The following is an 11,514-nucleotide window of genomic DNA, read 5'->3' on the forward strand; positions in this document are numbered from 1 at the left end:
CTGATCATCTCATCATTTGATTTTTAAATTAATATGATGCAGGAAATTTTAAAACAGATTACCTTGCCTGAATGGTTCGGAGTCTTATTTTCAGTAATTCAGGTCTTACTGGCCCGTAAAAACAATGTCAATAACTATCTTTTCGGAATTGCCGGTATTCTGCTTACGCTGTATGTGATGCTTACCTCAAAACTGTATGCTGAATTTACCTTAAACCTTTATTATCTGATCATGAGCATCTATGGATGGCTGTATTGGAAATTCGGGAAGCAGAAATCTGAAATGGAGATCTCTGTCACCTCAACTTCTGAAAAGTGGATTACCGGAGGAATTGTGCTGGGAACTTTTAGCTTATTCTGGTTTTTTCTTACTCATTTTACAGACTCGGATGTTCCCGTTTGGGATTCCTTGGTAAGTGCTTTTGCCTGGGCAGGAATGTGGCTCATGGCAAGAAGAAAAATTGAAAACTGGATAATCCTCAATGTCAGTAATATGATTTCCATCCCCTTGCTGCTGCATAAAGAATTGTATCTCTATGCTGTGTTAACATCATTCTTATTTTTAGTAGCAATCTCCGGATATATGGAATGGCAAAAAATCATTAAAACAAAAGCCAATGCTCAATACTAAAGACATCAGAAAAGAACTTCAGGGAGCTTCTGTAATTTCTGATGAGGTGATACAGCATATTCATGAAGAAGGACTGCTGAAGATCTGGGTACCGAAAAAATATGGAGGGTTAGGCTATCGTTTTGAAGAAGGACTTAAAGCATTATTTAGCTGGGCTGAAACCGATGGAAGCTTTGGATGGATGCTGACCCTCTGTGCCGGAGCCAATTATTTTTCCAGGAATATAAAACCTGAAGTGGCTCAATTACTGTTTACCAGTTCTAATACTTGTTTTGGAGGAAGCGGAATGGTTGGCGGAACTGCAGAAAAGCAAAATGATAACACCTATATCATTAATGGATTATGGAATTTTGCCACAGGAGCTCCTCATCTGACGCATTTTACACTGAATGCCAGTATTACAGAAAACGGCAAACCTTTATTAGATCATGAAGGCAGCGAGATGATTCGTTCTTTCATAGTTCCGAGAGAACAGGCTGAAATCATCCCCAATTGGAAATCAATGGGAATGAAAGCCAGCGGTACCTATTCCTTTACCATTGAGAATATTATGGTAAGCGAAGACTACAGTTTTGTGTATGACCATTTCTTCACGGATGATATTCTGGACAGCGTTCCGTTTCGGGTTTTTGCTGATCTGACCCTTTTGGTAAATTACCTGGGAATGGCTTCTCACTTTATTGAAGAGGCAAGATTTATCCGTCCTGAGAGCAATTTCAAAAGTTTTGCTAAGTCTGTTGAAAAGCATTTAAGAAAAGTATTAAGTATTGCCAGAGACATAGAAAATATACTCAGCGATCACAAAGAGATTTCTGATGATCAACAGAATGAGATTCATACTTATGGAACAGAACTAACCAGGCAATTATCTCACCAAATACTTACTGTTTACACACAGCTTGGAATACGGGCTACAGCTACTGATTCTGCAATTTATCAGGTGTTCTGTGATTATTTTACGGCAGCAATGCACTCCAATTTCAGACCTTCTGCTGATGATTTAGATTTTTCTTTTTGAGGTAGATTAAGTCTGTCAAAAGTCAAATTGTATTATAGGTATGAATTTAAAGAGCTTATCAATTATCTGAACCGTAAAACGCTCTATTTTTAATAATTATAAGTGCTGATTTTATGGAGAATGAGGGGTAAGTTTCATTATCTTAAGTAATAATGGGAAAAAGGTCGATAGAAGAGAAAAAATATTTCCTGTTTGGTTAATAAAGAGTTAATGAAGATAAGTACTGATTTGTCATTAACTTATTTCTCTATATTTGGTGAATAAACTAAATAACTATGAAAAAGCTATTACTTATCGCAAGTAGTGTATTATTGTTTTCTTGTACAACCGGCGAAGAATTAGAAACTTCGGCAAATACAGAATCAAACTCAAAACAAATTACTTTACAGAAGGCTAAATCTGGAGCCAGTCTTTTGGTAGGTGAAAACATCACATTAAAATGTAATGGATCATCAAATTTCCAAAATCCTATTAATGTAAACCCTAATTATCCTTACATAAGTTCTTATGAAGTGCTTTATCGTGATTTAGCACCACTATATGGAAGAAATCAACTCAGGCTTTCAGAGTTTGTTGCAAAACATATTTGGGGATATGGCGGCCCTTTTACCAGTCTCACTGAGATTTATATTGGATACAATGCCATGAATGATTTTAATAACTCAAGTGCTAATTATAGTTATATTCAAGATTATACAATAGGTCAGGACGGAGATAATGCACAAATATATGGAGATATGTTTGGAAGCGATAGCGTTCCTATGACAAATGATGCGGCCAATACAGTTTATCATGGTTTTAAAGCTAAGATAGACCAATTAACTTCCCAAGGAAAGCAAATAGTCGCTGTTCACCTTTACACTGACGGCCTGCTATGCATTCCAAGTGTGAGATTTATTAAAATGACTGTAAAAGTATTATAAATAAATAGTTCTATTAAAAATCAAGACCTGTAATTTGGTTTTTTTTAATTTTTTATTAGAAAATAAAATTAGTTAAGTGTTTATTTTTAATATCTTACAAAAAGAAAGGTGGACTATTGTAGTCCACCTTTCTTATAATATGTTCTGTTATTAAGACTGGATAAATTCCAAAAGATCTTTATTGATCGTTTCATGCTCTGTAGTTGGCATTCCGTGAGGGAAACCTGGGTAAGTAATCAGTTTACCGTTCTTTAATAATTTCGCTGATTTTATAGCAGAATTTTCGATAGGAACAATCTGGTCATCTTCTCCATGTAAAACCAGAACCGGAATATCAACGGCTTTCAAATCTTCGGTGAAATCGGTTTCAGAAAATGCTTTAATACCGTCATAGTGAGCAACAATTCCACCCATCATTCCCTGTCTCCACCAGTTTCTCTGAATTCCGTCTTTGATGTTGGCTCCTTCTCTGTTATACCCATAGAAAGGAAACGTCAGATCAAAATAAAACTGGTTTCTGTTGTTCAAAGTCTGCTCTCTGATACCATCAAAAACTTCCATTGGAACACCGTCAGGATTGCTCTCACTTTTTACCATTACCGGAGGAACTGCGCTGATTAATACCGCTTTTTTTGCTCTTCCGTTAGAATATTTATTCACATAGCGGATTACTTCACCACCACCTGTAGAGTGTCCAATGTGAACTACGTCTTTCAAATCAAGAAATTCCACAAGTTCCGCAGCATCAGAAGCATATTGCTCAATAGTGTGGTTGTAGATATTCTGGCTGGAACGGCCGTGGCCTCTTCTATCATGGGAAATTACTCTGTAACCTCTCTGTAAGAAAAAGATCACCTGTGCATCCCAATCATCAGATGATAATGGCCATCCGTGGTGAAACATTAATACTGGTCCTTGTCCTTGGTCTTTGTAAAAAATCTCAGTTCCGTCTTTTAATGTAAATGTGCTCATAGTTTTAAATTTTTAATGTTAATGATTAATTTATGTGATAATATTTTGTTGTCTTATTTCTTTAGCAAATGTATGACAGTTTGAGTTCACTGAAATTAATCTAGTTTAATTTCGTTCATATTTAATAAAAAATTTTTATTGGGATATCCGATCTGTTTTTACCTGCATTCTTTTGGATAACCAAATTTTTACAGAAAAGGCACTAACCAAAGATAGTTAATGCCTTTTTGTTTGTTGTCACTTCAATAGATCGTTCTCCAGAACGGGTTGTTTGACTATTCAGTTTGATTGGGATTATATTATTCTATCCACAGATGTCCCGTGGAATACGTTTTTGCTTTACCCGCCACAATAACCCTTTCATTTTTATTTTCGCAATAGAGCTGCCCGCCTCTTTCAGACAGCTGACGGGCAAACAGTTTATCTTTTCCTAATTTTGAAGACCAGAACGGAATGAGCGAGCAGTGAGCAGAACCGGTTACAGGATCTTCAAGAATAGATGACTGCGGCGTAAAGTATCTTGATACAAAATCACTGTCTGTACCGGCTGCTGTTACAACGAGACCGCCAGGATCCAGATTGATAAGGTCAAAAACAGATCTTTCAATTCTGATATTTTTGATGTCGTCTTCAGAATCATACAGCAGGATATAATCTCTTGATTTGAAAACTTCTTTGGGCTGGATATTGAGCGATCTGGACAGGATTTCCGGAAGAGTCGCTGCTTCAGGCATTCTTGAAGGAAAATCCATATAGTAAACACCATCTTTAACTTCAACTGTTAATTCACCGCTTTTAGTTTCAAAGATGATTGTATGAGTCTGGTAGTTTAAGATTGAGATCAGGCAGTGCGCTGTGGCAAGGGTAGCATGTCCGCATAGATCCATTTCTATTTCAGGGGTAAACCATCTCAGGTGAATCGTATTGCCGTTATCGATAAAGAAAGCTGTTTCTGCTACGGCATTTTCCCGGGCAATTTTCAAAAGCTGTTCATCGGGTAACCAGTTTTTTAAAGGAACGACACAGGCTGGATTTCCATGGAAAATTTTCTCAGTAAATGCATCTATTTGGTATAATTCTAACTTCATGATTGATAAAAATTTCTCTAACGAAGATACTCTATTTTTCAAACAATTGTTGGCAGATTCATCTCATTCTGCAGTTTTCAATTTTTTTTATCTGCTATTGCTGAATTCCTTTTTTTAATAAAATATCTTTCTGTTCTGAACTTTTATTAAATGAGCATTATGCATTTTTTTTATGGTTCTGATAACAGTTTCCACGCGCAGCCCTGTTAAATTGGCCAGCTGCTGTCTCGTGAGAGGAATCTGAAATGAATATTTGTTATTGTCATTACCCTTAAGATAATCCATTACTGTTTTGAGTTTATTTAAGGGATCTGGTGAAGAAACATTAAATAACATCACATACTTATAATATAGCCACTCAGCCAGACATTTAAACATTTTGGAAGAAACTTCCGGATTTTGATCCAGTAAGTTGAAGAAATCCGCTTTGGATAATTTGAGAACAGTACAGGAAGTTTTAGCTGTAGCATTGGTAGGGTAGGTCTTTTCATCAAAGAGAAAAGATTCTCCAAAACTCTCTCCGCCATGCAAAATGTTTTGGATAAATTCTTTGCCGTCTTCGTGGTAATTGTTGAGTTCAACAATACCATTAATAATCTGATAATAAAACTTTGGCAAATTTCCTTCATGAAAAATCGTTTGATTCGCTTCAAAACTTTCATAATTTGCACCGTAGGCTAATAATAAATCTTCACTTATTATCATGTCTTCAAATTTTATAAATTATTACTGAATAATCTTTTCTATAAACTATGAAACGCATAACAAAACACAAACCATATTAAATAAATTGTATCAAAAAAAGTACCACATTTTTTGATTGGGTTTTAATTCCTTTACTATTGCACACAATTGGAAAGTCCCTGCTAGAAAGGGTTTAAGATATTTTAACATAAATTTTATCATCTAAGCCATTATAATAACACTTCTATTTCACTATATTTGGAATAATAAAACTAACCCATGAATAAGGATAACATAAAAACTTGTTAAACTAAAAATTATTAAAGATTATCAAAGGTTATGAAAGACTTATTTTCATTAAAAGGAAGGAGGAAAGATCATATTATAAGGTATTTTAACAAAAAGATGTACCAATTGATTGAAAAGGGTGACTGGATTACCTTTACAATTAAAAAATGGTACACGACTATAACTATATCATGTTTGATATATAATAATTTAGTTACTTTAGTTATTGTAAGGGCAAAAGTTACTCCATTCTACGAAAGATATACGGTGTTGTAATGTTTGAAAGGTAGTCCAATACCTCAATGCTACTGGAGAAAAATAGAGTATCCATAATTAATATATCAAGGTTTTCCGTTATGCCCTGGGGTATGGGATGCTATTTTTCGCAGGCTTTGCACTTATGATTGCTAAAAAATTGTATATTTGCCCAGCAAAAAAAGAAAATGATATTGTCTAACTTAAAAAAAGGAAAGAAACAGTACTTACGCCAAATGTCGTGAGTCATTTTCCTATTGGTTAGAAATCAAATACATCAGGAGCTTGTCATCACGACAGGCTCTTTTTTTTTGAAAAAATTTTAACAATTTAATATATTATGAAAGTATTGAAATTTGGAGGGACTTCGGTAGGAAGCCCGGAACGAATCGAACAGCTATTACCAATTATCAAATCTCAGGCGTCAGACAAACACTTGGTTGTTTTATCGGCTGTTTCCGGTACTACAAATGATTTGGTGAAATTATCGGAGCTGTATGAAAGTAAGGATATTGAAGGAGCCTACAAACATATTGATGTGCTATATGAGAAATATAAAAAATTTGTAAATGAATTGTTTAAGACAGAAAAAGGAATCGCTGAAGCCTTGGCTTTTATTGATAAAATTTTTGATCTTTTTTACCAGTTCAAACATAAAAACTTCACTTCCAGTGCAGAGCGTATTATACTTGCGCAAGGTGAGATTATTTCAACAACTCTGTTTCATTTGCATTTAAAGGAAAAAGAAGTTTCTTCTGTACTGTTATCAGCATTAGATTTTATGCTGATTGATGAAGATAAGGAACCCAATATTGATGAAATCAGAAGACTGGCAGGTATTGAAATAGCAAAATACCAGGAAGAAACCTTGTTTATTACCCAGGGATATATATGTAGAAATGCCCAGGGGGAAATCGATAATCTGCAAAGGGGAGGTTCTGATTACACAGCTTCATTACTGGGAGCTGCATTGCAGGCAGAAGAAATCCAGATATGGACAGATATTGACGGGTTCCACAATAATGATCCGAGATATGTACAGAATACAAAGTCTATAGCCAGACTAAGCTTTGATGAAGCAGCAGAATTATCCTATTTTGGAGCCAAAATTCTTCATCCTCAAAGTGTATTTCCTGCAAGAAAATATAATGTTCCTGTAAGATTATTAGATACAATGAACCCTTCTGCAGCGGGAACATTGATCTCGGGAGAAACAACCAATCAAAATCAGATTGTTGCCATTGCTGCTAAAGATGGCATTACGGCAATCCGTATTCAGTCTTCCCGCATGCTGATGGCGTATGGCTTTTTGAGAAAGGTTTTTGAAGTTTTTGAACGTTATAAAACTCCTATAGATATGATTACTACTTCTGAAGTGGCAGTTTCGCTTACCATTGACCAAACGGATAATCTTTCTGAAATTGTAAGAGAACTAAACGCCTTTTCCTCAGTTGAAATTGATAGTGAACAGTCTATCATATGCATTGTTGGGGATTTTAGAAAAAATAATCATGGATATGCAACTATTGTCTCTGAAGCAGTAAAGCATATTCCAATACGAATGATTTCCTATGGAGGAAGTGAAAATAATATTTCATTATTAATTCCATCTGTTTTCAAGATCGAAGCATTAAGGTCTCTGCATAACAGATTATTTTAGTAAATCAATAGTTAAGACTGTAAAGCTATCAAAAGATACCACAAAAAACCGGATCTCTATGGATAGTGATGTATATGGCATGTGCATTGTTAATATGAAAGCAGTTTTTAAGGAACTTTGTTTAACACCAGATCACTTTTATATAAATTTCATTAATAACCTCCTCTTTTTGGGAGGTTTTTTTGTTAAGTAATGAAACCAATACCAAACTTAACTGTTGGGATGTCCTTATTTAAGCCTTATGATTTATTAATAAACCAGTTTTATATTGGTTCTTCAACCCTATTATTTTTCAACCTGTGCTTTTTAAAGACAGGTTTTTGTTTGTTCAGCTGCCATCTGTGTCCTATAGTACGGGTTTTAAATACTTTTAATTTCGATCAGGATTAAAATAAAAACAAAATATAGTTTATTTATAAACTTATATAAGTATATTTGTGTACTAATATGATTGATATGAATTTTGATCTTATAAAATCAGTTGTGGAACTCGTTCAGCAATTTATGGAACAAAATGAAGGTAAAGCTATTTACAGTAATGATCTTCATGGTTTTACAGAATGGATCAATGCTGCCCATCAACAGGATCCTGAAAATCCTTATTGGACAGGGAAAGAATTAGGAAGAAGCTCAGATAGTATTATTAATACTTTATTGATCAGAATGAATAGATATGCAAAATCTTACTCCAGATCGGCAGTCGGCAGTTCAGTGTTTTCCAGTCAGGATGACTTTATTTTTCTTATCAGCCTGAAAAGCATGGGAGCCATGTCAAAAATGGAATTGATAAGGCATAATGTACATGAGAAATCTTCAGGTATACTTACTATTAATCGCCTGCTCAGTAACGGCTGGATTGAACAGGCGGTTTCTCCAAAAGATAAAAGAATAAAAAATATACAGATAACAGAGAAAGGGCTTGCTATATTGGATGATCACATGGATGAAATCCGCAGAGCATCAAGGGCTGTAACAGGGAATCTTACTCATTCTGAACAAATGCTGCTCATTGCGATACTTTCTAAATTGGATGAGTTTCATGATTCCTTTTACCGTATGAATCTGGAAACGAAGGATCTGCTTAGTGCCGTATATAAAAAATTGAACTGAGCCTGTAATGAAAAGTGTCTCTAAAAAAACTATTAAATAAATGATGATGAATACTGAAAGCTCAAGAAAGAGAATAGCGGTGATAGGTTCTGGATTTTCCGGACTCTCTGCTGCTGCTTATGCAGCAAAATCCGGACATGAAGTGCATGTTTTTGAAAAACACGATCAGCCCGGAGGCCGTGCAAGGCAATTTAAAACTGAAGAAGGATATCTATTTGATATGGGCCCGAGCTGGTACTGGATGCCTGACATTATCGAAGGTTTTTTCAGCGATTTTGATTGTAAAGCAGCTGATTATTTTAAACTGGTATCCTTGGATCCTCAGTTTGAGATGATTTTTTCAAAAGAAAAGATTTCAGTTCCTGAGAAAAATGAAGACATCCGAGAGTTATTTGAAAAAACTGAATCAGGAGCGGGTAAAAAGTATGATCAATTTATGCAGTCTGCTCAGTTTAAGTATGAAACGGGGATGAAAGATTTTGTGACAAAACCTTGTTACAGCTGGCTGGAATTTGCTTCTTTAAAAATAGCAGGAAGCGCACTGAAACTTGATCTTTTAAGTAATTTCAGGAAATATGTCTCAGGATATTTTTCTGATCCGAAACTCAGATCCCTGATGGAATTTCCGGTTATATTTCTTGGGGCCTCACCCAGGAATATTCCCGCGCTTTACAGCCTTATGAATTACGGAGGGTATGTGCTGGGAACAAAATATCCTATGGGAGGATTTTATCAGCTCGTTATGGCGATGAAAGACGTAGCCCAAAAGCAGGGAGCCGCTTTTCATTTTAACCATGAGGTCCAGAAGCTCAATACAGAAAACGGAAAAGTAGTCTCACTAACAGTAGATGGTAAAGATTATGAATTTGACGCCGTTATTGCATCATCAGATTACCACCATACAGAAACATTAATTTCCAAATCACTTAGGAATTATAATGATGCCTATTGGAAAACAAAAACCTTTGCTCCTTCATGTCTTATTTATTATCTGGGAATCAAAGGAAAAATTTCTCATTTAAAACATCATACTTTATTTTTTGAAAATGAACTTGATCATCATATAGACTGTATTTATATCAATAAGAAATGGCCGGCTAAACCCCTTTTTTATGCTTGCTGTCCTTCAAAAACAGATCCGGATGTAGCGCCTGAAAGCTGTGAAAATCTCTTTTTGCTGCTGCCTCTCGCACCGGGAATACATGATGAGGAGGCTGTAAGAGAAAAGTACCTGAAGGAAATGCTTGAAAGAATTGAAAAACATACTGGAGAAACCGATCTTGTTTCCAGGATTCAATACAAAAGAAGCTATTGTGTCAGTGATTTTATTTCGGATTACAATGCTTATCAGGGAAATGCCTACGGACTGTCTAATACTTTATCACAGACTGCCGTCCTGAAACCTAAAATAAGAAACAAGAAGATTAGTAATCTTTTTTATACCGGGCAGCTGACTGTTCCTGGACCTGGCGTTCCGCCGTCAGTTATTTCTGGAAAAATTGTAGCGCAAGAGGTTAATAAACTAAAATAAAATAATATGAAAAAATTGTTTGATGAGTTGTCTTATGAGGTCAGTAAGTACACTACTCAAAAATACAGTACCAGTTTTTCATTAGGAATATTGGCACTGAAGCCTTCTATCAGACCTGCCATTTATGCTGTTTACGGGTATGTACGCCTTGCCGATGAAATTGTTGACAGTTTTCATGGGTATGATAAAGAGAAGCTTTTGAAAAGATTAAAGTCTGAAACTTACGACGCGCTGCAAGACGGTATATCACTCAATCCGATTCTACACTCATTTCAGGAAACAGTACGTCAGTATGATATCAATATTCATTTGATCGATCAGTTCCTGCACAGTATGGAAATGGACCTGCAAAAAATAGACTATAATTCAGAACTTTATAACGAATATATCTATGGCTCTGCAGAAGTAGTGGGGCTCATGTGTCTGCAGATATTTACAGGAGGTGATAAGCAGCAATTTGAAAAACTTAAACCATTCGCTATGAAGCTGGGATCTGCTTTTCAAAAGGTGAATTTTTTACGAGATCTGAAAGAAGATTATCAGGTTTTGGGGAGAACCTATTTCCCGTCTCTGAATATGGCTGTTTTTGATAATACCGTCAAAGCTCAGATTGAAAAAGAAATTGAAGAAGAATTCAAAGAAGCACTGCAGGGAATCAAAAAACTGCCGGGTTCTTCTCTGTTTGGAGTATATCTGGCATACAGATACTATCTCTCTTTATTTGAAAAAATAAAGAAAACAAGTTCTCAGCATATTTTACAGCAAAGAATCAGGATTGCTAATTCCCAGAAATTATTGGTAGCATTTAAAAGCTATATAAGATACAAATCTGCTTATTTCTAATAGCTTCTTTGTTTTAGAGGATCATAAATCAATAAAAAAATAAATGATGTACAGATTATATAGAGAACAACATTTGAATTGTGATATTGAGACAGCATGGAAATTCTTTTCCTCTCCTCATAATTTATCTGAAATAACGCCAAAGAGTATGAACTTTTTAGTGCTTTCAGATATACAGGATGAATCTATTTTTGAAGGAATGGAAATAGATTATACAGTCTCTCCGGTATTGGGAATTCCTATGAAGTGGAAAACTATTATCAGTCAGGTGGAGGACTATAAAAGCTTTACGGATTTTCAGAAAGAAGGTCCTTATAAGCACTGGAATCATTTTCATGAGTTTATTCCTGATGAGAATGGTGTATTAATGAAGGATACTGTAGATTATGAACTCCCATTGGGAATCTTAGGAAGGGTAGCGCACCGGTTATTTGTTAAAGAAAAACTCAGAAGTATTTTCGATTTCAGACACAATGTATTGAATGATCTTTTTAACCGCAAATACAATTAAT

Annotated in this window: 11 protein-coding genes; 8 read left to right on the forward strand and 3 right to left on the reverse strand. The window is 35.2% G+C overall.

Features of this window, described 5'->3' with window-relative positions; translation table 11 throughout:
• The first annotated feature begins 33 nt into the window (after positions 1-33).
• From pnuC to FN817_RS03750, 3 genes are all read left to right on the forward strand, one after another.
• Positions 34-630 (forward strand): nicotinamide riboside transporter PnuC, encoded by a 597-nt coding sequence (gene pnuC / locus FN817_RS03740; protein WP_142716763.1) that lies wholly within the window; start codon positions 34-36, stop codon positions 628-630.
• Complete coding sequence (locus FN817_RS03745) at positions 617-1,648, forward strand: acyl-CoA dehydrogenase family protein (RefSeq protein WP_142716764.1); 1,032 nt, start codon at positions 617-619, stop codon at positions 1,646-1,648. Before pnuC ends, FN817_RS03745 begins: the two co-directional genes overlap by 14 nt.
• 275 nt (positions 1,649-1,923) lie before the next feature.
• Positions 1,924-2,571 carry a hypothetical protein gene (locus FN817_RS03750; protein WP_142716765.1) on the forward strand — a complete coding sequence of 216 codons (648 nt, stop codon included), beginning with the start codon at positions 1,924-1,926 and terminating at the stop codon, positions 2,569-2,571.
• Positions 2,572-2,721: 150 nt separating this feature from the next.
• Here FN817_RS03750 and FN817_RS03755 read toward each other — a convergent pair whose 3' ends face one another.
• The 3 genes from FN817_RS03755 to FN817_RS03765 form a co-directional block, all read right to left on the reverse strand.
• Positions 2,722-3,543 carry an alpha/beta fold hydrolase gene (locus FN817_RS03755; RefSeq protein ID WP_047422824.1) on the reverse strand — a complete coding sequence of 274 codons (822 nt, stop codon included), beginning with the start codon at positions 3,541-3,543 and terminating at the stop codon, positions 2,722-2,724.
• A 299-nt stretch (positions 3,544-3,842) separates the two neighbouring features.
• Complete coding sequence (locus FN817_RS03760) at positions 3,843-4,631, reverse strand: PhzF family phenazine biosynthesis protein (RefSeq protein ID WP_142716766.1); 789 nt, start codon at positions 4,629-4,631, stop codon at positions 3,843-3,845.
• Positions 4,632-4,745: 114 nt separating this feature from the next.
• Positions 4,746-5,336, reverse strand: coding sequence for a Crp/Fnr family transcriptional regulator (locus FN817_RS03765; RefSeq protein ID WP_142716767.1), 591 nt, complete (start codon positions 5,334-5,336; stop codon positions 4,746-4,748).
• Between the two features lie 862 nt (positions 5,337-6,198).
• Here FN817_RS03765 and FN817_RS03770 point away from each other — a divergent pair.
• From FN817_RS03770 to FN817_RS03790, 5 genes are all read left to right on the forward strand, one after another.
• Positions 6,199-7,518, forward strand: a complete 1,320-nt coding sequence (locus FN817_RS03770) for an aspartate kinase (RefSeq protein ID WP_142716768.1) — start codon at positions 6,199-6,201, stop codon at positions 7,516-7,518.
• Between the two features lie 456 nt (positions 7,519-7,974).
• Positions 7,975-8,628, forward strand: coding sequence for a MarR family winged helix-turn-helix transcriptional regulator (locus FN817_RS03775; protein ID WP_142716769.1), 654 nt, complete (start codon positions 7,975-7,977; stop codon positions 8,626-8,628).
• A gap of 46 nt (positions 8,629-8,674) precedes the next feature.
• Positions 8,675-10,159 (forward strand): phytoene desaturase family protein, encoded by a 1,485-nt coding sequence (locus FN817_RS03780; RefSeq protein WP_142717054.1) that lies wholly within the window; start codon positions 8,675-8,677, stop codon positions 10,157-10,159.
• A 6-nt stretch (positions 10,160-10,165) separates the two neighbouring features.
• Positions 10,166-11,002 carry a phytoene/squalene synthase family protein gene (locus FN817_RS03785; RefSeq protein WP_142716770.1) on the forward strand — a complete coding sequence of 279 codons (837 nt, stop codon included), beginning with the start codon at positions 10,166-10,168 and terminating at the stop codon, positions 11,000-11,002.
• A 43-nt stretch (positions 11,003-11,045) separates the two neighbouring features.
• Complete coding sequence (locus FN817_RS03790) at positions 11,046-11,513, forward strand: SRPBCC family protein (protein WP_142716771.1); 468 nt, start codon at positions 11,046-11,048, stop codon at positions 11,511-11,513.
• Position 11,514: the final 1 nt, after the last annotated feature.

The organism is Chryseobacterium rhizoplanae, assembly GCF_900182655.1.
In the GTDB taxonomy this organism is placed as follows: domain Bacteria; phylum Bacteroidota; class Bacteroidia; order Flavobacteriales; family Weeksellaceae; genus Chryseobacterium; species Chryseobacterium rhizoplanae.

What these genes read in the sequence shown, in the direction of transcription:
- pnuC (WP_142716763.1), top strand. Translation starts at nt 34, where the DNA reads ATGATGCAGGAAATTTTAAAACAGATTACCTTGCCTGAATGGTTCGGA.
- FN817_RS03745 (WP_142716764.1), top strand. Translation starts at nt 617, where the DNA reads ATGCTCAATACTAAAGACATCAGAAAAGAACTTCAGGGAGCTTCTGTA.
- FN817_RS03750 (WP_142716765.1), top strand. Translation starts at nt 1,924, where the DNA reads ATGAAAAAGCTATTACTTATCGCAAGTAGTGTATTATTGTTTTCTTGT.
- FN817_RS03755 (WP_047422824.1), bottom strand. Translation starts at nt 3,543, where the DNA reads ATGAGCACATTTACATTAAAAGACGGAACTGAGATTTTTTACAAAGAC.
- FN817_RS03760 (WP_142716766.1), bottom strand. Translation starts at nt 4,631, where the DNA reads ATGAAGTTAGAATTATACCAAATAGATGCATTTACTGAGAAAATTTTC.
- FN817_RS03765 (WP_142716767.1), bottom strand. Translation starts at nt 5,336, where the DNA reads ATGATAATAAGTGAAGATTTATTATTAGCCTACGGTGCAAATTATGAA.
- FN817_RS03770 (WP_142716768.1), top strand. Translation starts at nt 6,199, where the DNA reads ATGAAAGTATTGAAATTTGGAGGGACTTCGGTAGGAAGCCCGGAACGA.
- FN817_RS03775 (WP_142716769.1), top strand. Translation starts at nt 7,975, where the DNA reads ATGAATTTTGATCTTATAAAATCAGTTGTGGAACTCGTTCAGCAATTT.
- FN817_RS03780 (WP_142717054.1), top strand. Translation starts at nt 8,675, where the DNA reads ATGAATACTGAAAGCTCAAGAAAGAGAATAGCGGTGATAGGTTCTGGA.
- FN817_RS03785 (WP_142716770.1), top strand. Translation starts at nt 10,166, where the DNA reads ATGAAAAAATTGTTTGATGAGTTGTCTTATGAGGTCAGTAAGTACACT.
- FN817_RS03790 (WP_142716771.1), top strand. Translation starts at nt 11,046, where the DNA reads ATGATGTACAGATTATATAGAGAACAACATTTGAATTGTGATATTGAG.